This window comes from Nonomuraea sp. NPDC004354 (assembly GCF_053602555.1).
On sequence record NZ_JBSGDV010000006.1, the window covers coordinates 1 to 24,619 of the forward strand.

General features: G+C 71.8%; 22 protein-coding genes. 9 read left to right on the forward strand and 13 right to left on the reverse strand.

All coding sequences use genetic code 11. From position 1 onward, the window contains the following. Positions 1-1,021: 1,021 nt before the first annotated feature. Together ACWENQ_RS19455 and ACWENQ_RS19460 are read left to right on the forward strand one after the other, a co-directional pair. Positions 1,022-1,879 (forward strand): phosphotransferase family protein, encoded by an 858-nt coding sequence (locus ACWENQ_RS19455; protein ID WP_449930827.1) that lies wholly within the window; start codon positions 1,022-1,024, stop codon positions 1,877-1,879. Between the two features lie 62 nt (positions 1,880-1,941). Beyond that, complete coding sequence (locus ACWENQ_RS19460) at positions 1,942-2,214, forward strand: TFIIB-type zinc ribbon-containing protein (RefSeq protein WP_354911017.1); 273 nt, start codon at positions 1,942-1,944, stop codon at positions 2,212-2,214. 410 nt (positions 2,215-2,624) lie between these two features. Here the strand turns inward: ACWENQ_RS19460 and ACWENQ_RS19465 are convergent, their stop codons facing one another. The 3 genes from ACWENQ_RS19465 to ACWENQ_RS19475 all read right to left on the reverse strand — a co-directional run bounded on the left by ACWENQ_RS19465 (position 2,625) and on the right by ACWENQ_RS19475 (position 5,869). Beyond that, complete coding sequence (locus ACWENQ_RS19465; protein ID WP_452415481.1) at positions 2,625-3,551, reverse strand: hypothetical protein; 927 nt, start codon at positions 3,549-3,551, stop codon at positions 2,625-2,627. A gap of 37 nt (positions 3,552-3,588) precedes the next feature. Further along, the gene (locus tag ACWENQ_RS19470) at positions 3,589-5,160 is read right to left on the reverse strand and encodes an ABC-F family ATP-binding cassette domain-containing protein (protein ID WP_452415482.1); all 1,572 of its coding nucleotides are present in this window, start codon (positions 5,158-5,160) and stop codon (positions 3,589-3,591) included. A 172-nt stretch (positions 5,161-5,332) separates the two neighbouring features. Continuing rightward, on the reverse strand, positions 5,333-5,869 hold the full coding sequence (locus ACWENQ_RS19475; protein ID WP_452415483.1) for a CGNR zinc finger domain-containing protein: 537 nt from the start codon (positions 5,867-5,869) through the stop codon (positions 5,333-5,335). A gap of 25 nt (positions 5,870-5,894) precedes the next feature. Between ACWENQ_RS19475 and ACWENQ_RS19480 the strand changes: the two genes are divergently transcribed. Next, complete coding sequence (locus ACWENQ_RS19480) at positions 5,895-6,053, forward strand: hypothetical protein (protein ID WP_449930822.1); 159 nt, start codon at positions 5,895-5,897, stop codon at positions 6,051-6,053. Between the two features lie 115 nt (positions 6,054-6,168). After that, on the forward strand, positions 6,169-7,935 hold the full coding sequence (locus ACWENQ_RS19485) for an AMP-dependent synthetase/ligase (protein WP_452415484.1): 1,767 nt from the start codon (positions 6,169-6,171) through the stop codon (positions 7,933-7,935). 69 nt (positions 7,936-8,004) lie between these two features. On the opposite strand, the gene ACWENQ_RS19490 is transcribed toward ACWENQ_RS19485, so the two are convergent. The 3 genes from ACWENQ_RS19490 to ACWENQ_RS19500 are packed head-to-tail and all read right to left on the reverse strand — an operon-like array spanning position 8,005 to position 11,122. Further along, a complete protein-coding gene (locus ACWENQ_RS19490; protein ID WP_452415486.1) occupies positions 8,005-9,405 on the reverse strand; it encodes a phosphatase PAP2 family protein in 1,401 nt (466 codons plus the stop codon). Between the two features lie 35 nt (positions 9,406-9,440). After that, positions 9,441-10,499, reverse strand: a complete 1,059-nt coding sequence (locus ACWENQ_RS19495; RefSeq protein WP_452415488.1) for an acyltransferase family protein — start codon at positions 10,497-10,499, stop codon at positions 9,441-9,443. Continuing rightward, complete coding sequence (locus ACWENQ_RS19500; protein ID WP_449930814.1) at positions 10,496-11,122, reverse strand: TetR/AcrR family transcriptional regulator; 627 nt, start codon at positions 11,120-11,122, stop codon at positions 10,496-10,498. Before ACWENQ_RS19500 ends, ACWENQ_RS19495 begins: the two co-directional genes overlap by 4 nt. Before the next feature lie 77 nt (positions 11,123-11,199). Here ACWENQ_RS19500 and ACWENQ_RS19505 point away from each other — a divergent pair, with 77 nt between their 5' ends. From ACWENQ_RS19505 to ACWENQ_RS19515, 3 genes are read left to right on the forward strand one after another with little or no spacing between them, the layout of a single operon-like run. After that, positions 11,200-11,823, forward strand: a complete 624-nt coding sequence (locus ACWENQ_RS19505; RefSeq protein WP_449930813.1) for a TetR/AcrR family transcriptional regulator — start codon at positions 11,200-11,202, stop codon at positions 11,821-11,823. A gap of 2 nt (positions 11,824-11,825) precedes the next feature. Continuing rightward, positions 11,826-12,239, forward strand: coding sequence for an acyl-CoA thioesterase (locus ACWENQ_RS19510; protein ID WP_354910970.1), 414 nt, complete (start codon positions 11,826-11,828; stop codon positions 12,237-12,239). Further along, a complete protein-coding gene (locus tag ACWENQ_RS19515; protein ID WP_452415489.1) occupies positions 12,236-12,625 on the forward strand; it encodes a hypothetical protein in 390 nt (129 codons plus the stop codon). Before ACWENQ_RS19510 ends, ACWENQ_RS19515 begins: the two co-directional genes overlap by 4 nt. Here ACWENQ_RS19515 and meaB read toward each other — a convergent pair. The 7 genes from meaB to ACWENQ_RS19550 all read right to left on the reverse strand — a co-directional run bounded on the left by meaB (position 12,612) and on the right by ACWENQ_RS19550 (position 22,418). Further along, complete coding sequence (meaB, locus tag ACWENQ_RS19520) at positions 12,612-13,571, reverse strand: methylmalonyl Co-A mutase-associated GTPase MeaB (RefSeq protein WP_354911014.1); 960 nt, start codon at positions 13,569-13,571, stop codon at positions 12,612-12,614. The genes ACWENQ_RS19515 and meaB overlap by 14 nt on opposite strands. Before the next feature lie 31 nt (positions 13,572-13,602). Beyond that, complete coding sequence (scpA, locus tag ACWENQ_RS19525; RefSeq protein ID WP_452415491.1) at positions 13,603-15,729, reverse strand: methylmalonyl-CoA mutase; 2,127 nt, start codon at positions 15,727-15,729, stop codon at positions 13,603-13,605. Then, entirely contained in the window at positions 15,726-17,381 is a 1,656-nt protein-coding gene (locus tag ACWENQ_RS19530) for a methylmalonyl-CoA mutase family protein (protein WP_452415492.1), read from the reverse strand. The genes scpA and ACWENQ_RS19530 overlap by 4 nt, the downstream gene beginning before the upstream one ends. 57 nt (positions 17,382-17,438) lie before the next feature. After that, positions 17,439-18,209 (reverse strand): peptidoglycan recognition protein family protein, encoded by a 771-nt coding sequence (locus ACWENQ_RS19535; RefSeq protein WP_452415493.1) that lies wholly within the window; start codon positions 18,207-18,209, stop codon positions 17,439-17,441. Between the two features lie 85 nt (positions 18,210-18,294). Beyond that, on the reverse strand, positions 18,295-19,233 hold the full coding sequence (gene mtnA, locus ACWENQ_RS19540) for an S-methyl-5-thioribose-1-phosphate isomerase (RefSeq protein ID WP_452415494.1): 939 nt from the start codon (positions 19,231-19,233) through the stop codon (positions 18,295-18,297). 71 nt (positions 19,234-19,304) lie between these two features. Further along, positions 19,305-20,462: an AI-2E family transporter gene (locus ACWENQ_RS19545; RefSeq protein ID WP_452415496.1), complete on the reverse strand. Its 1,158-nt coding sequence runs from the start codon at positions 20,460-20,462 to the stop codon at positions 19,305-19,307. A 147-nt stretch (positions 20,463-20,609) separates the two neighbouring features. Then, positions 20,610-22,418: a CASTOR/POLLUX-related putative ion channel gene (locus ACWENQ_RS19550; RefSeq protein ID WP_452415713.1), complete on the reverse strand. Its 1,809-nt coding sequence runs from the start codon at positions 22,416-22,418 to the stop codon at positions 20,610-20,612. Positions 22,419-22,559: 141 nt separating this feature from the next. Here ACWENQ_RS19550 and ACWENQ_RS19555 point away from each other — a divergent pair, with 141 nt between their 5' ends. Together ACWENQ_RS19555 and ACWENQ_RS19560 are read left to right on the forward strand one after the other, a co-directional pair. Continuing rightward, on the forward strand, positions 22,560-23,243 hold the full coding sequence (locus tag ACWENQ_RS19555; protein ID WP_452415497.1) for a GntR family transcriptional regulator: 684 nt from the start codon (positions 22,560-22,562) through the stop codon (positions 23,241-23,243). A 71-nt stretch (positions 23,244-23,314) separates the two neighbouring features. Then, positions 23,315-24,460, forward strand: a complete 1,146-nt coding sequence (locus ACWENQ_RS19560; RefSeq protein ID WP_452415499.1) for a DUF5925 domain-containing protein — start codon at positions 23,315-23,317, stop codon at positions 24,458-24,460. The last annotated feature ends 159 nt before the right edge of the window (positions 24,461-24,619 follow it).

The following is a 24,619-nucleotide window of genomic DNA, read 5'->3' on the forward strand; positions in this document are numbered from 1 at the left end:
TTCATGCACTGGCTTTTAACACACTGTTGAGTTCTCAAGAAACGGACGCGTTCACCGTCAACCACCCGGCCGCACTCGCTTCGTTCGTTGTGTCTCCATTCTTTCAGCCCCCGCGATCCGAGTCAAATTGACTCTTTTCGCGAAACCTGCCGAGAATTTCGACCGCCCCATCTTTTTCCGGGCGACTCCTCAAAACTACTCCCGCATCCGATTCCTGTCGAACCGGACCCGCCGGCGGACATGACGACCACCGGCAAGGATGCGCTTGAGGAGGTTTCCCCCGGACAGCCGACGATCAACGCCGACTGGGTGGGACTGGTGAACTCTATGTACGACTCCGTCCCCCGTCAAATCAACGCACCGCCATACCGGAAAACAGTCCTCGACCACCGGAAACGTCGGGGCCACGACAGCCGGCGCGGTTCACTCACAAGGCCCGGCAACAGCCGGTGTGTCGAACAGGGCGAACTCGTGCGCATCCGGGACTTCGAACAACGTCACGTCGTGAGCCATCTGTTCCTGCGTGATGGGGACGGTGTCCTGTCCTGCCCTCAGTGGCGCGGGCCACCACTTTGCGGGACAGCACCTCGAAAGGCGCTTCCAGGTAGTGGAGTTTCACCTGGATACCGCGGGCATACGCGGTGAGGCGCTTGTCGGCTCGCTCCGCGCGTCTTCAGAAGCGGATTCCCGGGAGTGCGGCGCTCCTGGAATCCTTGCCCGCGGCGCTCCTCCCGGACCCCTCCCTCATGTCCCTCATGGTGGCGCTGCCCTCTCGGCCCCCTCCCCCAATGGTGGTTCCGCCCTCGCAGCGCCCGTACCGAAAGTGTCGCCCTCCCGAAAGCCCGTACCCAGGGTGCCGCCCCTCCCGAAAGCCTGTACCCAGGGTGCCGCCCTCCCAGAACCCGTTCCGGTGATGTCACCCTCTCGGATGGCGGGGCGGGGAACGGCAGGCCGGAGCGTTCGACGTGCCCCGGCCGCCGTCGCGGAACGGCCCACGAGCGGCGCCTCGTAGGCTTTCCGGGTGGATCTCGAGGATGAGCTGGCCCGCCTGGCCGCCCAGTACGGCGGGGCAGGCACGCCGACCCGGCACGCGACGAGGAGTGACGTCGTCGTCGTCCGGCGCGGCGAGGTCGTGGTCAAGGCGCACTCGGCCAGGGACGACGCGGCCTCCCTCCGGTTGAGGCTCAAGGCCAGCGCGTCGGCCGCGCTGACCGGGGTGATGCTCGCCCCCCTGGACATGGACGTGCGCACGGTGCGCGACAGGGCGGTGACCGTGTGGCCGGCGGGTACACCGGTCGCTCCCGACGACCCTGACGCCGCTCCCTGGGAGGAAGGGGCGCGGCTGCTGGCCCGGCTGCATGCCGTACCGCTGACGACGGTGCCGCCGCTGCCGGAGGCGGGCGGGCCCGCGCGGATGGCGCGGGCGGTCAGCGGCATGCCGGGAGACGGGCCGGACCAGCGGCTGGTACGGCAGGCCCTGGCGGCGCTCCCCGCCCCCGAGCCCGTGCCCCTGCTGCTCACCCACGGCGACTGGCACCTGGGCCAGCTGGTGCGGCGCTCGGACCGGTGGCTGCTGATCGACGTGGACGACCTGGGGATCGGCGACCCGGCCTGGGATCTGGCGCGTCCGGCGGCGTGGTTCGCCGCGGGGCTTCTCGAGCCCGGCATCTGGAACCGGTTCCTCAACGCCTATCTCGCGTCGGGCGGGCCCGCGCTGGACCCGCGCGACCCCTGGGCCAGGCTCGACGTTCCCGCCAGAGCGGTCACCGTTCAGCTGGCCGCGGTGGCGGTCACCCACGCACAGCGGGAGGGTCGGGAACTGGACGAGGTGGAACGTTCGTTGGTCGAGTCGTGCGACAGGATTGTGGGCCTCCGGTGAGGCTGACATAGTGACGCACGCAGACCGTGTACATCCCGCCAATGGGCAAGGAGATCAACCAGATGCAGTGCCCCAAGTGCCGCGGCAACATGCGGACTTACGAGCGCAACGGGGTCCACATCGAGCAGTGTGAGAACTGCCGAGGGATCTTCCTCGACTACGGCGAGCTGGAGACGCTGACTCGCATGGAGTCCCAGTACCACACGCCGCCCGCCGCGCCCCCGCCTCCGGCTCACGGGGCTCCCGCGTGGGGCGCCCCCGCCCCGCACTACGGCGGTCACTACGGTCACCGGCGCAGGCACGACAGCTTCCTGGGGATGCTGTTCTCCTCCTGACCCTGCTGTGAAAAGGGCCGCGACCTCGAGTGCGAGGGACGCGGCCCTTTCCGTCTCCGGCGGCCCCTTCCACCGCCGGGGGGCCGGACCTCCCGCGGTTGCGAGCCGACCGGACCCCCACGACTCTGGGGCCGAAAGGGCCAACCAAACCCCCACGACTCCGGGGCCGAAACGACCGACACCCCCACCAGCCATGGGCCGGCCGACCGGATCAACGCCCCGCCACACACCGAAGCCCAGCCGACCGGATCGAGCCCCCGCCACACACGGAAGCCCGGCCGACCGGATCGCCGTCCCGCCACATACGGGGCCGGACCGACCGGATCGCGGCTCCCACCGGACGCGGGGGCGGTCTCCCCGGGTCGCCGCTCCCGCCGGCCGCAGGACCGGGCCGGGCCGGGCGCTGCCGATCAGGCCGGGAAGGTGCCGGGGTCGACGTCGGTCGTGGGCGCGTTGCCGCCGGTGACCGAGTGCAGGGTGACGCGCCAGTCGTGCCACCTGATCTGCGTCGCCGTGTACGTCGTCCTGAACTGCACCGGCTTCTCGAACCGCTCGAAGCTGCACGACCTGGTGAACGCCCTGCCGTCCCAGTCGATCCCGTGGGTGAAGAAGATCTCGTACGTGCCGTCGCGCACGCCTTTCACCCGGAACGTCGACTTCTTGCGCACGAACACGCTGAACGCCTTGGCCTTGCCGCGCATCACGGTCACCACCGCGTCCCTCGACCCGCCGTTGTCGATCAGCAGGGAACTGCGCCCGCTGAGCCGCTCGGCGCGCAGGAACCGCCCGTTCGCCGGCCGCCTGGTCTGCTTCCTGGCCGCCTTGACCGGCACCACGTCGGCCGGGTAGTCGCCGAGCGCGGTCAGCGACCTGCCCGCCTGGTCGAGCGCCTGCAGCTTGTCCGCGACGTCGCTGAAGACCCCGCCCGCCGTGCAGACGCTTCTGCCGCCCACCTTGCCGAGCGTCATCCCGAGCTGGGTGGTGAAGTCGCGCAGGCTGGCCACGTACGCCTCGTGCTGGACGCGCGCCTCGACGGGAGGGGCGAGGGCCGACAGGGCCTCGGTGGCGCCGCTGAGGGTCTCTTCGGCACGTTCCATGCGATCGTTGAGTGACTTGACGGTCTTCGCGGAGGAGAGCGCGGTGAGCGCGGCCCGCACGCCGGTGCGCTGCTCGGTGAGCGCGTCGCGGTAGGCGGCGGCGGTGAGGGCGCCGGTGCCGCTCGACGGCCCCGTGACTCCCGGGGAGGGCTCGGCGGGGCCCTGGGCCGTGGAGCTGCACGCGGTGAGGGTCAGCGTCGCCAGGCCGAGAACGCAGGAGATCAACCGGGGGGCAAGCATCTGCCACACTATCGCCCGGCTGATCCCCTGCCGTCAATCAGGATTCGGTCAGACCGCTGTCCCGATCCCGCCGGAGCCACCGGGTGATCCCGAGCCCCCGCAGGAACGGCAGATCGTGGCTGGCCACGATCAGCGCCCCCCGGTAGGCCGACAGCGCCTGCGACAGCTGCCTGACGCTGGCGAGGTCGAGGTTGTTGGTCGGCTCGTCGAGCAGGAGCAGCTGCGGCGGCGGGTCGGCCGACAGCAGCGCCGCCAGCGTCGCCCTGAAGCGTTCGCCGCCCGACAGCGTGCGCACCGGCTGCTCGGCCCGCGCGCCCCTGAACAGGAAGCGGGCCAGGCGGGCGCGCACCTCGTTGACGGAGGCGCCGGGGGCGTGCGCGCGGACGTTGTCGAGCACGCTGAGGCTCTCGTCGAGGACGTCCAGGCGCTGCGGCAGGTAGCCGACCGGGACCGGCGCCCCTGCCGCCACGATGGCGCGCAGAAGGGTGGTCTTGCCCGACCCGTTCGGGCCGAGCAGCGCGATCCGCTCGGGTCCGCGCACCTCCAGGCGTTCCATCGCCTCGTCGGTACGGCGTGCGGTCGCGAAGGACAGCACGACCCGGCCCGCCGGGACCGCCGTCCCGGGCAGCGAGACGCGGATCTCGGCGTCGTCGCGCACCGCCTGTTCCGCCTCGTTCAGCCGCTCACGCGCCTCCTCCAGCTTGTCGACGTGCATCATGCGGTGCTTGCCCGCCGACACCTGGGCCTCGCGCTTGCGCGTCTGCATGACGATCTTCGGTTCGCGCTTGTTGGCGTACATCTTGTCGCCGTAGCGCACCCGCCGGTCGAGTTTGGTCCTGGCCTCGATGAGCTCGCGCCGCTGCCTGCGCACGTCGGCCTCGGCCACCCTGACCATGCGTGCGGCGGTTTCCTGTTCGGCGGCGAGCATGCGCTCGTAGTCGCTCAGGTTGCCGCCGTACAGGCGTACCGCGCCCTCGCGCAGCTCGGCGATCTGGTCGACCTGGTCGAGCAGCTCCCTGTCGTGGCTGACGACGACCAGCACCCCCGGCCACGCCCTGACCGCGGCGTGGAGCCGCCGCCTGGCGTCGAGGTCGAGGTTGTTGGTGGGCTCGTCGAGCAGCAGCACGTCGGGCCGGTGGAGGAACTGCGCGGCCAGGCCCACCATGACGGTCTCGCCGCCGGACAGCGTCGCGACGGTGCGGTCGAGGCCGACGTGGTCGAGGCCGAGCGTGGCCAGCTGGGCGGTCGCCCGTTCCTCCACGTCCCAGTCGTCGCCGACGGCGGTGAAGTGTTGCTCCCGCACGTCGCCCGACTCGATCGCGTGCAGCGCGGCTCTGGTCGCGCTGATGCCGAGCAGGTCGGCGACGGTCAGCTCGGCGCGCAGCGGCAGGTTCTGCGGCAGGTGGCCGACCTGCCCTGCCACGCTGACGGAGCCGGAGCGGGGGCGCAGCTCCCCTGCGATGATCTTGAGCAGGGTGGACTTGCCCGAACCGTTGGCGCCGATCAGGCCGGTACGTCCGGCGGGGAAGGCGGCGTCGAGGCCGTCGAGCACCTGGGTGCCGTCCGGCCAGCAGTAGGAGACGTGGTCGATCACCACGGAAAATGACATGAGAAAGCTCCCGTCGGAAAGTCTGAGAATTCAGGACTTGGCGGGAACCACCGCGAAGACGCCCGAGGTCCAGGTGCGCACGTGCCCACGACAGGGCGAGACGGCGCGGTGCCCGCGACCTCAGAACCTCACGTCAACAGCCTCCACGGCTCGGAAATGCGACTCGCAGAGGTTACCCGGCCGGAAAATCGTCCGCAAGGGCCCGGGCGCGATGCGCCGCGACGTTGACCCGGTTGGCGCACGCCAGCGAGCAGAACCTGCGGCGGCCGTTGCGCGAGGTGTCGACGTAGACGGTCCGGCAGCCCTGCCTGTCGCAGCGGCCGAGGCGGCGGCCGTCGGAGAAGCAGATGGCCATCGCCAGCCCGCCCGCCGTGGTGTCCTTGGCCCTGGCGACGATGTCGGCGCCGAGGGCGAAGAAGTGCAGGTGCGGCCGGCGGCCGTCGTGCGCGCTGATGTACGGCGTGGCCGCGGTGATCGCCAGCAGGTCGTTGACGAGGGTGATCTGGGTGTCCTGGTCGGTCTCGCCGAAGACGGGGTCGAGCCGCCTGGCCCACCTGCCGAGCTCGGCCGCCTGGGCGAGGGTGAGCTCTGCTCGCAGCATCTCGTTCCTGACGAGCAACGGGGTGATCGCCTCGGGGGTGAAGTCGACGGCGTTGACGAGGTCGGCCGACAGTGCCGCCCCGTTGCCCCCGTAAGCATTGAAATGCATAAGGACATTACATCAGGTTGGAGGCATGCATTTCACGACACTCGTCTCCACCCACGAGACGTCGGACGGCGTGATCTCCTATTTCCGCTGCGAGTGCGGCGCGTGGGAGGTGCGCACGGCCGATCACGGCAACGTGGCGACCACGTCGACCCCGCCGGAGAGCCGACAGGTGATCACGGTGTGACGACCGTGACAGCCGGGTGAGTGAACCGGGGCGTAACCGTTCTTGACCATCGACTGACCCGCCGCGTTCGGCCTAGAGTGCGCACCAAGCCGTCCCCCTCAACCGGAGGTCAGGAATGTCCAGCATTCCCGCTCTGCTGCGCGATCGGATCAAGGCCACCCCCGACGCCGAGGCCTATCGCCATCCGGCGGGCACCGGCTGGGAATCGCTGACCTGGGCCCAGGTGGGCGAGCGGGTGCGGCCGCTGGCCCTGGGCCTGGCCGAGCTCGGCGCCCGCGCCGACGCCAGGGTGTCCATCCTCTGCTCGACCCGGCTGGAGTGGATCCTCGCCGACCTGGCCGTGCTGTCCACGGGCGCGGCCACCACGACGATCTACCCCTCCAACACCGCCGACGAATGCGCGTACGTCATCAACGACTCCGGCAGCACCCTGGTCATCGCGGAGAACGACGACCAGGTGGCCAAGCTCGCCTCGGTGCGCGCCGACCTGCCCGGCGTCCGCCACGTGGTCGTCATCGACGGCGCCGCGAGCGACGACGGCTGGGTCGTCCCGCTCGACAGGGTCGGCGCCGACGGCGACTACGACGCCATGATCGACGAGATCGGGCAGGACGACCTGGCGACGCTCATCTACACCTCCGGCACCACCGGCAGGCCCAAGGGCGTCGAGCTGACCCACGACAACTGGCTGTACGCCGCGGAGGCCGTCCGCAAGATCGACCTGATCGGCCCCGACGACCTGCACTACCTGTGGCTGCCGCTGTCGCACTCGTTCGGCAAGCTGCTCGAGGTCGTGATGATCGACATCGGCGTGCCGACCGCGATCGACGGGCGCCTCGACAGGATCGCCGACAACCTGGGCGAGCTGCGGCCGACCTTCATGGCCGCCGCGCCGCGCATCTTCGAGAAGATCCACAACACCGTCGTAGCGACGGTCAGGCGCGAGGGCGGCGTGAAGCTGCGGATCTTCAACTGGGCCAAGCGGACGGGCGTCAGGGTCAGCAGGGCCCGCCAGCGCGGCGCGACGCTGCCGCTGACCACCCGCCTGGAGTACGCGCTGGCCGACCGGCTGGTGTTCGCCAAGCTGCGGGCCCGCTTCGGCGGACGCATCCGCTCCTTCATCTCCGGCGCCGCCCCGCTGTCACAGGACATCGGCGAGTTCTTCGACGGCGCGGGGCTGCCCATCCTGGAGGGGTACGGACTGACCGAGTCGTCGGCCGGCAGCTTCCTCAACAGGCCCGGCGCCCTCCGGCTGGGCACGGTGGGCCAGCCGCTGCCCGGCACCGAGGTGCGCATCGCCGAGGACGGCGAGATCCTCATCGGCGGGCGCGGCGTCATGCGCGGCTACCACGGGCTGCCGGAGGAGACGGCCGAGACGCTCGAGGACGGCTGGCTGCGCACCGGCGACATCGGCGAGATCGACGAGGCCGGTCGGCTGCGCATCACCGACAGGAAGAAGGAGCTGATCAAGACCTCGGGCGGGAAGTACGTGGCGCCCACCCACCTCGAGGGGCGGATCAAGGCGGCCTGCCCGTACCTGTCGCACGTGTTCGTGCACGGCGACCGGCGCAACTTCTGCACGGCGCTGGTGACGCTCGACATGGAGGTCGTACGGCCGTGGGCGGCGGCCGAGGGGCTGCCCGGCGACCCCGAGAAGCTGCGCGACCACCCGCGGATGCGCGAGGAGGTCGACAAGGCGATCAAGGAGGTGAACGCGGGGCTGGCGAGCTACGAGACGATCAAGGACTTCGCGATCCTGGCCGACGACTTCACCGTGGAGGCCGGAGAGCTGACGCCCAGTCTGAAGATCAAGCGGAAGGTGGTCGAGCAGCACTACGGGGAGACGCTGGACGCCTTCTACAAGGACGCCACGCTCACCTGAGCGCCCGGCCGCGCGGCGCCGGTCGCTGTGGTCAGCGGAAGACGTGCAGCGCGCGGGCGCTGGCGAACGTCAGCGGAACACGTGCAGGGCGCGCGGGCGCTTGGCGAACGTCAGGGGCCCGCGCGCGGTGACGGTCTGGCCGTCCAGCGCCAGCCGTACCTCTCCCGAGGGCGTCTCGACGCGCACCGTGTCGGCCTGCCACTGCCGGTAGTGGCGCGACAGGCCGAGCCGCCCGCCCACCGCGCTCCCGAACGCCCGCAGGCGGGGCAGCCGCCGGGCGGCCGTCATCAGCCTGATGTCGAGCACGCCGTCCTCCAGCCTGGCCCGGCGTCCCGGAGCGGCGCCGCGCGAGCCGTGCCGGCAGTTGCCCACGAACATCAGCCAGGCCCGGTACGGCACGCCGTCCACGACCAGGTCGACAGGCGCCGCGTCGCGGCGCAGCACCTCGGCCAGGCCCCACAGCAGCGCCGGCCAGGTGCCGATCCGCCGGTGCCTGGCCTCCCTGCGCTCGGCGAGGGCGGGATAGACGCCGAGGCCGGCGCTGTTGACGAAGGCCCTGCCCGCGGTCTCCACGACGTCGACGGCGGCCAGCTCGCCCGCCCGGTAGGCGGCGACGGCCTCGTCCGCGTCGGCGACGCCGAGCTCGGCGGCGAACAGGTCGCGCGTGCCCGACGGGACGACCAGCAACGGCCTGCCCCGCTCGAGCGCGATCCGGGCGGCGGGTCCGACGCTCGTGTCGTCCCCTGCGACGGCGAGCACCTTGCCGTCGGTCCTGTCGAGGGCCCCTGGCGGCACGAACTCGGCCCGGGGGAAGGCTTCGCGGAGCTTCCGCGCGGCCGCCCCCGCGGGGTCGGCGGCGACGACCAGGCCCTCGCCCGAGGGGTCGCCGTCGACGGCGGGCGCGGTGGCCGAGGCGCGGGCCCGTCCCGCCTCGGCCGCCTCCGGCCAGATGCGGCGGGTGACCAGCCCGGTGGCAACCCCGATGGCCGCGCCGGCGAGCACGTCGCCCGGGTAGTGGACGCCGGTGTAGACGCGGGAGAAGCAGACCGCCGCCGCCACCGCGGCCACGGGGACGGCGACGGCGAGGGGCGCTTCGAGGGCCACGGCGGTGGCGAAGGCGGCGGCCGAGGCGGAGTGTCCCGACGGGAAGGAGGCCGACAGCGGCATCTTGAGCAGCCGGTTCAGCGGCAGCACGTCGGCCACGGGGCGCTTCCTGCCGAAGGCCTGCTTGCCCGCCAGGTTCACCAGGGGGCTGGCGAGGCTGATCGCGAGCATGCCCCTGGTGGCCGCCCTGCGCAGGCGACGCCTGCCGCTCAGCGCGAACGTGCCCGCGACGCCCGCCCACAGCAGCGCGTTGTCGGCCGTTCTGGACAGCCGCGGCAGGACGGCTTCGAGGCCCGGCAGCCGGGTCCGTGCGACGGCCGCGTACAGGTGCTTGTCGAGCCGGTGCAGCCGGGATCGGAGTCGCATGCTGTATCTAGTGCCCAGGTTCGCCGGTTTTCAGCTCACAGGATCCGCCGGGCGCCCGGCAGCGCGCGCACCAGGAAGGCCAGCGCCCAGCACAGCGGCAGCGCGAGGACGGAGACGACGGCGAACTTGACGATCGCGGCGGCCTGCAGCCAGGCGAAGGCGTAGGCGAGTCCGACCAGCACGACGGGGTGGATGATGTAGACGGTGTAGGCCTGCTCGGACAGGAACCTGCCGCGCGCCCGCTGCGTGTTGAAGCGCTCGCGGAACAGCACCAGCAGGCCGATGACGACACCGGCCGCGAACACCGCCTCCCACGCGGCCTGCGCGAGGTCGGCGACCGCTCCGCCGGACATGAAGCGCAAGGGGAGCAGCACCATCGTCCCCAGCCCCGCGGCGGCGAAGCCGAGCCTGCCCGCCCGCCGCGACAGCGTGGCGAACCAGCCACGCCGGTGGGCGAGCACGCCGAGCGTGAACATGCCGGCGTACTGCGGCAGGTGGGACGGCGTGGGCAGGCCGAGCACCGGCACGTAGAGGCCGACGGGCACGACGAGACGCCAGGCGAAGGTGACGACGGCCAGCGCGACCGTGCAGGCGACGATCGCAGCCGCTCCAGGCGCCTGCTCCGGGCCCGACCGGGGGATCCGGCCGTAGCGCCGGACGGCGGCGTAGACCGCGGCGAAGACCAGCAGGACCTCCACGAACCACATCGGGCCCGGGTCCCACGACCCGATGTAGAACATCCAGTACGGCATGTCGAAGTCCTGGTAGACGCCGACCATGGCCAGGGGGCGCAGCAGTAGGAGGAAGACGATCAGCGGGATGCCCAGCCGGAGCAGCCGGTCGCGCATGAAGGCGCCGCCGCCCTTGCGGTCGTAGGAGCCGGGGGTGAAGAAGCCGGAGATGAGGAAGAAGAAGCCCATGAAGAACGCCTGGTCGAACATGACCAGGATGTCGAGCGCCCACCCCGAGGGGTCGTGGGCCTGCTCGAAGTGGTACCAGGCGGGGATGTTGCCGTACGTCAGGGCCACGTGGTGGAGGACCACGAGGACGGTGAGGACCACGCGCAGGTTGTCGACGTAGGCGAGCCTTCTCATTGCGGTCCCTTCGTGGCACGGACGAAGATCTCGGCCAGTTCCCTGGCGTGGGCGTCGAGGTCGTGGCCGGGGTGGACCGCCCAGTAGGCGAACATGTCGTTGACCGCGGCCGAGTGGGTGATCGCCATGACGCGCGGGTCGAACGGCCGGAACTCGCCCGTGGCGTGGCCGAGACGGTAGATGTTCTCCAGCGACTGGTACAGCTCCTCGTTGGCGGCGATGCCGTACCGGGGGGAACCGTCCGGGAGGCGGAGGTTGATGAAGATCTCTCCCAGGGCCTTGAGCTGGGTGCGGTGGTCGCGCATGTGCTCGGCGACGCTGAGGATCTGGGTGCGCAGCAGCTCGGTGGCGGTGGTCCTGCCCTCCATCCGGGCCAGCACGAAGTCGGCGATGCCGGTGTAGACGTGGTCGACGACCTCCTCCATCAGGTCGTCCTTGCCGGCGAAGTGGTAGGAGATGACGCCCTTGCTGATGCCCGCGTGCTTGGCGATGGCGGCGAGCGACGCCTTGGCGAAGCCCACCTCGGCGATGACCTCGATGGCGCTGGCCATGATCTGGGCCCGCCTGGCCTTCTCGATGAACGACCGCGGCTTCTGGCCGGATGCCTCGTTTTCTGACCGCATGGCCAAAATCTAGCACAGGCGGCCAACAAATAAATCTGAACGACCGATCGGTCTTCTTATCTGCTAGCGTGATCCGCATGGCAGACGGCAGGAAGGTGCGCGGGCAGCGCAGCAGGGAAGCCATCCTCGGCAGCGCCGTGGCCCTGGCCTCGGTCGACGGGCTCGACGGCCTGACGCTGGGCCGCCTGGCCGGCGTGGCGGGCGTCAGCAAGTCCGGCCTGTTCGCCCACTGGCGCGACAAGGAGCAGCTGCAGCTCGACGCGGTCGAGTGGGCGCGGCGGCAGTGGATCGAGCACGTGGTCACCCCCGCCCTGGCCGTGCCCCCGGGCCTGCGCAGGGTGCTGGCCCTGCACGAGGCACGGCTCGCCTTCTACGAGGAGGGCCGCCTGCCGGGCGGCTGCTTCTTCTTCGCCGCGCAGGTCGAGTTCGACGACCGTCCGGGCCCGGTCAAGGACCGGGTGGCCGAAGCGATGAACGACTGGCTCGGCTTCCTGGAGCGGGCCATCCAGGACGCCGTCGACCGGGGCGAGCTGCGCGCCGACCCGGCCCAGCTCGCCTACGAGATCGAGGCGCTCGGCGAGGCCGTCGTCATCCACTCCCGCCTGCGCGACCGGCCACGGGCCTTCGCCCACGCCCGCAGGGCCGTCCTCGACCGCCTGCGCGCCCTCTCCCCCGACCCCACGCTCCTCCCGGAGGACTGACCGTGTCCCACACCCGTCCCGTCCAGGTGCACTTCGACGACCTCGACGCCATGGGGCTGCTGCACAACGCCCGCTACTCGGTGCTCGTCGAGCGGGCCATCACCGCCTTCTGGACCGAGCTCGGCTGGAACTTCGACCCCGCCCACTCCCGCTTCAAGGACGTCTTCCTCGCCGTGCGCGAGTTCTCCATCACCTTCCACGTGCCGATCATGGGCGTCGGCGAGCCGCTGGTCCACTTCTGGATCGAGCGGATGGGCACCACCAGCGGCGTGTACGGCTTCCGCGTCCTGTCGCCGGACGGCGGCACCGTGCACGCCGAGGGCCGCAGGGTCAACGTCAACCTCGACCCGGCGACGCTACGCCCCACCCCGTTCAGCGCGGAGATCCGCGACGCGGCCAAGGTGCTCGCCGCGTGATCAGGAGCCGCTGGATCCCCGGCCCGGAACCGAGGGGCGAGGAGCCCGTCGTGGTCAGCCTCACCGACTTCCGCCTGCACAGCGCGGCGCACCTGCCGCGGGCGAGCCGTACGGGATGGCGGCTGGGCCGGCGCTGGCCCGAGGTCGGCGGCGCGGTCGGGCTGTGGCTGTGGGCCGAACCCCTGGCCCGCCGCATCGGGTCGGTGTCGGTGTGGCGGTCGGCGGCCGACCTGGCGGCCTTCGTCCGCTCGCCCGGCCACGTCGCGATCATGCTCGCCTACCGCGGCAGGGGCACGCTCCTGTCCGAGACATGGACGAGCGACGCGCAGGACCTGTGGGAGGAAGCCTGGTCACCCGTGGCGCGCGGCGGGGTCAGCGGCGCTTGAAGGCGGCCAGCAACCGCTCGGCGGCCAGCGACGGGGTCAGGGTGCCCGCGAGGACCTCCCGCTCCACCTCCGCCGTGATCGCCGCCACCGCGGGGTTGCCGCGCAGCTCGGCCAGCAGCCGGTCACGCACCAGCGTCCAGGTCCACTGCACCTGCTGACGGCGCCGCTTGGCCGCCACGTCGATCCGGTCCTGGTGGGCGACGACCTGCTCCCACACCTCGTCGAGCCCGCCGCCGGTCAGCCCGCTGCAGGTCAGCACCGGCGGCGGCGCCGCCTCCGAGCGCAGCATGCGCAGCGCGCCCGCCAGCTCGCGGGCCGCCTTCCTGGCCGCCGGTTCGAAGTCCCCGTCCGCCTTGTTGACCGCGATCACGTCGGCCAGCTCCAGCACACCCTTCTTGATGCCCTGCAGCTGGTCGCCGGTGCGGGCCAGGCTGAGCAGCAGGAAGGTGTCGACCATGTCGGCCACCGCGGTCTCCGACTGGCCGACGCCGACCGTCTCGACGAGCACGACGTCGTATCCCGCGGCCTCGACGACGACCATCGCCTCCCTGGTGGCCTTGGCGACCCCGCCGAGCGTGCCCGAGGTCGGCGAGGGGCGGATGAAGGCCTGCGGGTCGACCGACAGGCGGGACATGCGCGTCTTGTCGCCGAGGATGCTGCCGCCGGTCCGCGTCGACGACGGGTCAACGGCCAGCACCGCCACCCGGTGGCCGCGCTCGGTCAGGCGGGTGCCGAGCGCGTCGATCAGCGTCGACTTGCCGACCCCCGGCACGCCCGAGATGCCGACCCTGCGGGCCTGCCCGGCCAGCGGCGTGAGCTCGACGAGCAACCGCTGGGCCAGCTCGGCGTGGTCGGCCCTGGTCGACTCGACCAGCGTGATCGCGCGGGCGATCCAGGCGCGCGATCCCGACTTCACGCCGTGGACGTAGTCGTCGAGCGCCCTCATCCGCACCGGCCCTCCGCCGGCCGGTGGCGCATCAGTGGCCCAGGCGCGAGGACAGCTCGCGCACCAGGTCGAGCGCCGCGTCGGCGATCACCGTGCCGGGCGGGAAGATCGCCGAGGCGCCCGCGGCGCGCAGCTCGTCGAAGTCGCCGGGCGGGATCACGCCGCCCACCACGATCATGACGTCGTCCGCGCCCAGGTCGGCGAGCGCGGCGCGCAGCGCCGGCACCAGCGTGAGGTGACCCGCGGCCAGGGAGGAGACGCCGACGACGTGCACGTCTGCCTCCACGGCCTGCCGCGCCACCTCCTCGGGCGTCTGGAACAGCGGGCCGACGTCGACGTCGAAGCCGAGGTCGGCGAACGCGGTGGCGATCACCTTCTGGCCGCGGTCGTGCCCGTCCTGCCCCATCTTGGCCACCAGGATGCGCGGCCGCCGCCCCTCGGCGACGGCGAAGTCTGCGCACGCCTGCCGTACCAGCTCGATGCCCTTCACCGGACCCGCCTCGTCGCGATACACCCCGGAGATGGTACGGATCTGCCCCGCGTGCCGTCCGAACACCTTCTCCAGGGCGTCGGAGATCTCGCCGACCGTGGCCTTGGCCCTGGCCGCCTCCACCGCGAGCGCCAGGAGGTTGTCGCCGCCCGCGGCGCCCTTGGTGAGGTTCTCCAGCGCCTGCCGTACGGCCTCGGCGTCCCTGTCGGCGCGCAGGCGGCGCAGCTTGTCGAGCTGCTGCGCCCGCACCGCGCTGTTGTCGACCCTGAGCACCTCGATCGGCTCGTCGGCCTGCGGGCGGTACTTGTTGACCCCGATGACCGGCTGCCTGCCCGAGTCGATGCGCGCCTGGGCGCGTGCCGCGGCCTCCTCGATGCGCAGCTTGGGCAGGCCGGCGTCGATCGCGCGGGCCATGCCGCCGGCCGCCTCGACCTCCTGGATGTGCTGCCACGCCTTCTCGGCCAGGTCGTGGGTGAGGCGCTCGACGTAGTAGGAGCCGCCCCACGGGTCGATGACGCGGGTCGTGCCCGACTCCTGCTGCAGCAGCAGCTGGGTGTTGCGGGCGATGCGGGCCGAGAAGTCGGTGGGCAGCGCGAGCGCCTCGTCGAGGGCGTTGGTGTGCAGCGACTGGGTGTGGCCCTGGGTGGCGGCCATGGCCTCCACGCAGGTGCGCACCACGTTGTTGAAGACGTCCTGGGCGGTCAGGGACCAGCCCGAGGTCTGGGAGTGGGTCCGCAGCGACAGCGACTTGGGATTCTTCGCCCCCGCCTCCGACACCAGCCTGGACCACAGCAGGCGGGCCGCCCGGAGCTTGGCCACCTCCATGAAGAAGTTCATGCCGATGCACCAGAAGAACGACAGCCGGGGGGCGAAGGCGTCGACGTCGAGCCCCGCCGCCACACCCGCCCTCAGGTACTCCACGCCGTCGGCCAGGGTGTAGGCCAGCTCCAGGTCGCAGGTGGCCCCCGCCTCCTGGATGTGGTAGCCGGAGATCGAGATGGAGTTGAACTTCGGCATGTGCCGGCTGGTGTAGGCGAAGATGTCGGAGATGATCCGCATCGACGGCCCGGGCGGGTAGATGTAGGTGTTGCGGACCATGAACTCCTTGAGGATGTCGTTCTGGATGGTCCCCGTCAGCTGCTCGTGGGCGACACCCTGCTCCTCGGCGGCCACGATGTAGAGCGCCAGGATCGGCAGCACCGCGCCGTTCATCGTCATCGACACCGACATCCGGTCCAGCGGGATGCCCTCGAACAGCTGCCGCATGTCGTAGATGGAGTCGATGGCGACGCCCGCCATGCCCACGTCGCCCGCCACACGCGGATGGTCGGAGTCGTAGCCGCGGTGCGTGGCCAGGTCGAAGGCCACCGACAGGCCCTTCTGCCCCGCGGCCAGGTTGCGGCGGTAGAAGGCGTTCGACTCCTCGGCGGTGGAGAAGCCCGCGTACTGCCGGATGGTCCACGGCTGGTTGACGTACATCGTCGGGTACGGCCCGCGCAGGTACGGCACCGCCCCCGGATAGGTCCGCAGGAAGTCGAGCCCGTCGAGGTCGGCGGCCGTGTAGACCGGCTTGACCGGGATGCCCTCCGGGGTCTCCCACGGCTCACCCGCCGCCGCGCCGGTGGGGCGCACGGGCGCCAGCGGAACGGTGGTGAAGTCGGGGATCATCGCGCCACTCCCAGGTCGTCGAAGGTCGTGCGGAGGACGTCGAGCGCGTCGCATCCGGCGTACAGGTGCGCGTCCACCCCCTCGTGATCCCCCTTCCCCGCCAGCCATACCGTGCGCGCCCCCGCCCGGCGCAGCGCCAGGGCCACCGGGGCGGCGTGCTCGCCGTACAGCCGGTCGCTGGAGCACAGGCACGCGACGGCGGCGCCGCTGGCGGCGAAGGCCCGCGCGATCTCCTCCGGGTCGGTGCTCGGGCCCGACAGGACGGTCTCCAGGCCGCCGGCGTGGAAGAGGTTGGCGGCGAAGGAGGCCCTGGCGGTGTGCACGGCGACCGGCCCGATCGTGGCGAGGAAGACCTTCGGCCGCTCCGGCTGGGCGTCGGCCAGCTCGCGCAGCTCCTCGTACGGCCGCGCGTAACGCATCGCCTCCCCCTGGGGGGCGGGCGGCCGCGGCGGGCGCTCGCGCGGATCGGGGAACTCGCTCACGCCGGTGATCGGGTGGCGCCGGTGCGCGATGTCGTCGTCCCTGCGCGCCCTGGTCCGCGCGATCCGCTCGCTCACCAGGTCACCGGCGGCCTGGACGCCGCCCGCCGCCTCGATCTCCTGGAACCACGCCCAGGCCCGCTCGGCCAGCTCGGCCGTGCGCCGTTCGACGTACCAGGAGCCGCCCGCGGGGTCGGCGACGCGCCCCACGCCCGACTCCTCCAGCAGCAGCGCCTGGGTGTTCCTGGCGATCCGCCGGGCGAAGGCGTCGGGCGCGCCCATGGCGGCGTCGAAGGGCCGCACCGTCACCGCGTCGGCGCCGCCCACGCCCGCGGCGAAGCACGCCAGCGTGGTGCGCAGCATGTTGACGTACGGGTCGCGCGCGGTCATCATCGCGAAGCTCGTCACCGCGTGCTGCAGTTGCGTGCCAGGCCCGCCGCACACCTCGGCCACCCGCGCCCACAGCAGGCGGGCCGCGCGCAGCTTCGCGATCGTGGCGAACTGGTCGGCGGTGGCCGCGTAACGGAACTCCAGCTGGCCGAGGGCCGCCTCGACGGACAGCCCGGCCGCGGTCAGCGCCCGCAGGTGCGCCACGCCGGTCGCCAGCGAGCAGCCCAGCTCCTGCGCGTCGCTCCCGCCCGCGTCGTGGTACGGCAGGCCGTCGACGACGATGGCGCGCAGCCCCGGATGCTCCGCCGCGCAGCGCCGCGCCAGCGCGACGGCGTCGGGGCCGAGGCCCGCGCCGAGATTACCGGTCACCCCCGTGCCGAGCCCGAGCAGGACCTCGGCCGCCTCGGCGGTGCGCTCGCCCGCCTCCAGCACCACGGACACCAGGTCGAGGTAGACGCCGTCGAGCGTGCGCGCCAGCTCCTCCACCGGGACCGCCAGCCACAGCGAGGTGACGCCGTTCTCCAGGTCGGCGAGCACCGCCTCGTTGTCCGGCACGGCATGCCGCTGCCGGACGTCCCAGCCCCGGTGCGTGGGCCGCGGGGCGCGCAGCTCGGGCAGGTCGCCGGCGTCGTAGAGGGGTGCGACCCGCACACCGTCATAGGTGTCGGTGGCCAGCGCGGCTTCGGGTGATTCCGGCTCCACGCCGGACTTGCGCAACACACCGAGCGCGAGGGCCCGCCAATCGTCGCGGGTCGTGGACGGGAAGTCCGCGGCGAGTCTCATGCCTTGGATGGTAGGCGCAGCCGTACCAGAACAATAATCCGGGGGCGGCGTCCGCGGTCAGGCGCGCGCCGCCTCCCAGGCCAGCTTCCACGTGACGGGTCCGACGACGCCGTCGTCGGGGATCTCCTGCTCGCGCTGGAAGCGCCGGCACACCTCGCGGGAGCCGGCCCCGTAGGCGCCGTCGACGTCGATGGTCCAGCCGCGCCTGCTCATCTGGCGCTGCCAGGTGCGCACGTCGTCGCCGCGCATGATCGGGGGGAACTTCAGCAGCCGCCCGGGGAAGGGTGGGGCCTGCGGGGGCGTCGGCGGCTCCTGCCCGCCAGGCCGGGGGGCGCCGCGCCTGACCCAGCCGTAGAGCGGGTCGCCCGGGCAGTCGGTGTTGAACCCGTCGCGGTGCCCCTTGATCTCGCGCCCGGCCGCGCCCTCCTCGCGCAGGTGCAGGATCGCGTCGAGGATGGCGTGCAGCACGCCGTCGGGCGGCTGGATCAGGCCGGCGTTGCCGACCAGGCCGAGCACCGCGTAGTGGCCCGAGTTGAGCCCGGCCCCGTTGGCCGCCGGCAGATGGTGCGCCCCCCGCCCCTCGAACACCTTGCGGTGCGGGCAGGCCACGAAGCTGTAGCCGATGTCGATCCAGCCGTTGGAGTCCATGTGGAAGTTCTGGATGGACTGCACCAGGGCCACGCACTTGGCGTGGTCGCGCACGATGCCGGGATCGACCCTGCCACCCGTGTAGTGGACCTTGACCCCTCTGGTGGACTCGAGCTGGGTGTAGCTGCCACGCGGGGAACGGGCACGCCAGTCACGACGCAGGACAAGATCGATGGCCACGGCGATCTCCCGGGTGAGGACGCTGACAACCGAGCGTAACGCGAGGTGTACGGACAGATCCCAGGAATGTCGATTATTGGTCTCCCTACGGCCGGAAGACGCGCCGGTCCGTAACGATCGCGGAGATCAGGTCATGGGGCGTGACGTCGAAGGCCGGGTTCAGCGCGCGGGTCCCCTCGGGGGCGATGCGCATGCCGCGCACGCACACCACCTCCTCGTCGCCCCGGTCCTCGATCTCGATGTGCTCGCCCGAGGGGGTGGCCGCGTCGATGGTGCTCTCGGGGGCGACCACGACGAACGGCACCCCGGCGCGCTCGGCGCCCAGCGCGAGCGCGTAGGAGCCGATCTTGTTGGCGGTGTCGCCGTTGGCGGCGATCCGGTCGGCGCCGATCAGCACCGCGTCCACCCCTCCCCTGGCCAGCAGGTACGGCCCGGCGGAGTCGGTGACCAGCCGGTAGGGCGCGCCCATCCGCTCCAGCTCCCAGGCGGTGAGCCGGGCCCCCTGCAGCAGCGGCCTGGTCTCCAGCGCGAGCACCTCGGCCAGCCGTCCCCTCTCGTGGAGGGTCTGGACGACGCCCAGCGCGGTGCCGCGCTCGACGGTGGCCAGACCTCCGGTGTTGCAGATGGTCATGACGCGCAGCTTGTCGCCTTCGAGCAGGTCGGCGCCGCGCTCGCCCATGGCCACGCATGCGGCGATGTCGTCGTCCCTGATCCGCAGGGCCGTGGTGAGGACCGCCTCGGGCCCGTCGTCGAGGCGCGCGGCGGCCTGGTCGACGCCCCACGCCAGGTTGACGGCCGTCGGCCGGGCCGCCCTGAGGCGCGCGACGGCCTGCCTGTCGCCGCCGGCCAGCGCGACGCCGAGCGCCCCTGCCACGCCGAGGGCGGGAGCGCCCCTGACGGCCAGGCGGCGGATGGCGTCGACGAGCTCGTCCACGGTGGTGATGCGCAGCATGACCAGCTCGTCCGGCAGCAGCGTCTGATCGATGAGCTCGATGGCCCCGTCGACCCAGTCGATCGTCCTCACAGGCGCACCGTACACAATCAGGCCGAACCGTCATACATCCCTTCGGTATCGGCGGGCGGCGCGCCTGTCTCTCATGGGGGAGGCGGCTCGACCGTCCGCGGCGCCGGTGCGGCGACCGGCGGGGTCGTCCCGTCGTCGGCGGCCACCAGCTCGTAGCGGGTGGCGTAGGTGTCGACGAGCGAGACCAGCATCGCCGCGACGGGAATGGCCAGCAGGGCGCCCACCGCGCCGAACAGCGCCGCGCCCAGGGTGACGCCCGTGAACGAGACCCCCGGATGGATGTCGACCGACCGCGCGCTGATCCTCGGCTCCAGTGTCAGGTTCTCCACCTGCTGGTACACCACGGCCCAGGCCAGCGCCGCCACCCCGACCCAGGGCCGGGGCGAGGCCAGCCCGACGACCGTCGGCAGGGCGATGGAGATGTAGGTGCCGATCGTGGGGACGAACTGGGCGACCGCGCCCGTCCACACCCCGAGGGCGAACCAGGACGGCATGCCGATCGCCAGGAACACCAGGGCCGACGTCCCGCCGTTGATCGTGGCCAGGATGAGCCTGGCCGAGACGTAGCCGCCGGTCTTCTCCGTCGACAGCTCCCACACCCTGATGAAGACCCGCTGGGACCGGCTGGGCAGCAGCTGCGCCACCCACTGGCGCAGGCGGGGGCCGTCGGCCGCAAAGTAATAGGTCAGCAGCACGAGCATGAACAGCTTGAAGACCATGCCCGCCACCGTCCCGACCAGGCCCAGGACGCCGCCGACCACGTCCTGCGCGTACGCGGCGGCCTGCTGGGGTGTCACGTTCAGGGACTTGAGGAGGTCGGTCAGCTTGTACTGCGTCCCGAGCCGGGCGTTGATCCACTTGAGGACGGCGGCGGCGACGTCGGGCAGCGCCAGCAGCAACTGCCCGACCTGCTGCACGAACAGGTTCCCGAACAGGATGAGGAAGATGACCGCCACCACGGTGAAGGTCACCATGACCAGCAGCGTGGCCCTGCGACGCGACATCCGCCTGGACAGCGGGCGCACGGCCGGCTCCATCGCCAGCGAGGTGAACCAGGCCATGACCAGCAGGACGAGCAGCCATCCGGCGTCGGTCAGCAGGAAACGCAGGAAGAACATCAGGGCGACCACGCCCGCCACCACGAGAGCGACCCGCCACACGTTCGCGGGCGCGAGCAGGACCTGGACGGCCGGGGGCTTGATCCCTCGCGGCTCACTCGGCCTCGTCATGATCCCTCCTACGGTTCGCTCATGGCGACTGCGCCGTGGGGGCGGGTGCGGACGGGGCCGGCAGGCACACAATCCTACGTTGCCGCAGGTAGAGACGGAAGGATCAGGCACATCAGAGGAGGTGGGGCCGTCGCGGCGGCCCCCCGCCTAGCGCTCGGACAGGACGATCACGGAGTCGCCCGCGCCGAATGTCAGCGGCTGGTTCCTGTCCGGGTTGAGCACCACCCCGTAGTGCGGCGCCTGGTTGATGCCGGACGCGAGCCGGTAGCCGATCGCCGTCTCGCCCCGCCGCCTGGCCGACTCGATGACGGTGGAGAACGACACCTGCGCGCCCGGGGTCACGTACGAGGCGGCGGGCCTGGGGTAGATCTCCGACCCGCGCGAGTCGAACAGGTAGCCGAAGACGTCGGCCAGGTGCCGGTTCTCGGCCAGCTGGGCCAGCAGCAGGCCGATGACCGTGTCGCTGATGACGATGTCGTCGGCCTCGGTCACCTCGGCCAGCGAGCGGTTGTTCTCGTCGTGCATCTCGCTGACGATCGAGTACCGCTCGCCGGTGGCCGCCTGCATGTCGCGCAGCTGCAGCAGCGTCATCAGCGTGCGGGTGTCGGCGTGCTGCGGCTTGAACCTGTCGTCCGACAGCACGATCACGTGCTGGTAGAGGCCGACGCCGAGCGCCTCCAGGGCGTACCTGTCGGTGGTGTCGCACTCCTTGACGTTCACGGTGAGGTTGCGCAGGCCGGTCAGCTCGGTGCCCGCCTTCGGGTGGTCGGCCGCGACGTCGAGGACCGAACCGGGGGCGACGTAGCCGTCCAGGTAGCGGATGATGTGCTCGGCGCGGGCGTTCCAGTTGAGGATCAGCGTCCGCTCGGCCTCCGGCGGCGCGGCCGGGGCGCCGGCCATGTCCTTCTCGGAGTAGGCGGCCGGGGCGGTGGCCACGCGGATGAGCGAGTCGTCGTGGGCGATGACGACGACCTGGTCGTCGGCGGCGATGACGGTGTCCATGGGCGGGTTGAGCACGACGCCGGAGGGGCGGCGCAGGCCGATGACCGTGGCCGTCTCGTAGGCGTGCAGCGCCTCGCCGTACGTCCGGCCGGCCAGAGCGGTGTCGGCGCGCAGGTAGATCTCGCCGCCGTCGAAGTTCAGCAGGTCCATGCAGACCACGGACATGCCCGACTGCCGGGAGGACTGCACGATCAGCCGGGAGGCGGTGTCGTCGGCGTCGACGAGGTGGACCTGGTCGCCCCCGGCCAGGCGGGCGGCGGCCATGTTGCGGCTGGAGGTGAGCGAGGCGACGACGGGAGGGTGGTCGCCGGCGCGCTTGGCCAGCGCCAGGAGGATCTTGATGACGTGGGCGTCGGAGTCCTCGCCGTCGGGTGACAGGACGACGATGGAGCGAGCCCTGTCGAGGTTCATCAGGCGCAGGTCGCCCGGCTCGGTGGGCCGTCCGGTGCGGCAGACGAGCCTGGTCCGGCCGGTGTCGCCGATACGCTCCCTGATCTCCTCCTCCATGTCGAGCTTGTCGTGGTCGGCCATGACGGCGATGACCGAGCCGCGCTGGCTGGCGTGCGCCTTGACCAGCTCGCCGATGATGGTGAAGATCTGGTCGGACCAGCCGAGGACGACGGTGTGACCGCTCTCGGCGACCATGGAGCGGCCCCTGCGCAGCCGGTCGATCTTCTGCTTGAGCCCGTTGGACAGCAGGCCGACCAGGATGCTGACGATGAAGATGCCGGCCAGCGACCCGGCGAACATCACGGCGAGGAAGGCGGTGCTGCCCTTGTCACTGGCGACCTTGCTGGGTGTCATGGCGTGCATGAGCGCCAGCCACAGCACCTCACCCGGGCTCGCTCCCTCGGGTTCGTCGGTGACCCAGACGGTTAATCCGGCCACGACCAGCACGATCGCGACGGACACCACGGCGAGCCAGCCGATGAGCGAGGCGGTCCCCTTGGACATGGTGTTGTCGAACCAGTAACGCACGCGCTCCCGCACAGACACCGTTTACCTCCCCGTGAATGAACCTTGACCAACGGCAAAAGGTACAGCGGCTTTCATGCGACGAAAAATCATCCACGCGAGCGCCCGTACGCTGGTGCCGTGACCACCGCGCACCTGGCCTACGAGACGCTGAAACGCCGCATCGTCGAGGTCGAGCTGCGCCCCGGCGAGCGGCTGATCGAGCGCGACCTGGCGGCCGAGCTGCGGGTGTCGCGGATCCCGCTGCGCGAGGCGCTGCGCCGCCTGGCCGCCGAGGGCCTGGTGGTGCTGGTGCCCGGAAGGGGCGCGCTGGTCAGCCCGTTCACCCCTGACGACGTGCGCGACCTGTTCGACGTGCGGGAGAGCCTGGAGGCGCTGGCCGCGCGGCTGGCCGCCGAGCGGGCCGACGCCGACGGCCTGGCCAGGTTGCGCGCGTGCATGGACCGCGCCCGCGAGGCGATCGCCGGTGAGGACAGGGCGGCCATCGCGGCCGCCAACGCCGACTTCCACCACGAGGTGGTGGCCATCTCGGGCAACGCGCTGCTGGCCGATCTGATGCGGCCGCTGGACGCCCGCCTGCACCGGTTGTTCCGCCTCACCTCCGACCGCGACCCCGGACGGCAGAGCCAGGAGCACGCCGAGCTCTACGCGGCGATCGCGGCGGGCGACCAGGAAGGGGCGGCCGCCTGCGCGCTGCGCCACGTGGCCGGCGGGCGGGCGGAGTCGCTGGCCGTGGCGCGCGGCTGGGCGGTGGAGGACATCGACCCCGTCCAGGCCACCCACTCCCGGCGCCGGACCCGGTGAAGCGGCGGCCACGGACAGCACACGGATAAAAGCAGTCGACGCCGGTGTGCGGAGTGCGGATCATTGATCGCATGTCCGTGCTGAAGGAGGTCCGTTTCCCCGCCGCCGCCGAGCTGCCGATGAACATCTGGGTCGACGACTCCGACTCGGCCGCCGACATCGTCGACGCACTCGCCCTGTCGCCGTTCGCGACCGGCGCGGAGCCGTGGGCCCGGCTGGCCAACCTGGAGCGGGTGCGGGCCGACGCCGCGCTCACCCCGACCGGCGGCCGCCTGGTGCGGACCGCCCACGAGGAGGACGGCTCCGAGGCCCGCCTGTTCTGCGGCGACGGCTGGACACTGCGCGTGGTGCGGTATCGCAACCGCTGCGCCACCGTCAGCGTCACCGCCGTCAGCGAGGACCTGGCCCGGTCGGTGCTGTCCACGACCACCGACGGCGCCGTCGAGCCCCCACCGCCGACCGACCACGTCGACATGGGCTTCTGGTGGTACGGCCAGCACGGCGCCCGCCGTTCGGACAAGCCCATCACCTCGCCGTCCTGGGAGCAGATCAGCGGCAACTACGCGGCGAGCGTGCGCGAGGCCGTCGGGCGGGTCATGGCGGTCAGGCCGGAGGACGTGAACGGCAGGCTGCTCCTGCTGCACGGGCCGCCGGGCACCGGCAAGACGTCGCTGCTGCGCACGCTGGCCAAGGAGTGGCGCGAGTGGTGCCAGGTCGACTGCGTGCTCGATCCCGAGCGGCTGTTCAACGACCCCGGGTACCTGATGGAGGTGGCCGTCGGCGACTGCGACGAGCGCGGCGACCGGTGGCGGCTGCTGGTGCTGGAGGACTGCGACGAGCTGATCAGGGCGGGGGCGAAGGAGGCGACGGGACAGGGGCTGTCCAGGCTGCTGAACCTCACCGACGGCCTGCTCGGCCAGGGTCGCGACGTGCTGGTGGCGATCACCACGAACGAGGATCTGGCGCGGCTGCACCCAGCGACGATCAGGCCGGGACGGTGCCTGGCGCAGATCGAGGTGGGACGGCTGTCGCGCGAGGAGTCGCTGCGGTGGTTGGCCGAGGGCGGCGCCCAGGACCTCGCGAAACAGGAGGGCGGCGCGCAGGACTTCGCGTTGCGGGTCGGCGCCGCGGGCGCGACGCTGGCGGAGCTGTTCGCGGCCCGTGCGGGACGCGCCTCGGCCCCCGCCACCACCGCCGAGCCCGGCCTCTACCTCTGACCACGACCGCTCCCCCGGTCCCGGGTGCCGCTGACGCGCCCGGGGTCGCGGCGTCCCGCCGGACCGGCGGTGCCGCACGGTCGAGCACGCGCGCGTACGCCGGCGCCCGGCCCGCCGGGAGTACGTAAACCTTCCGATGCGCCTCACCTGGCCTTCCTC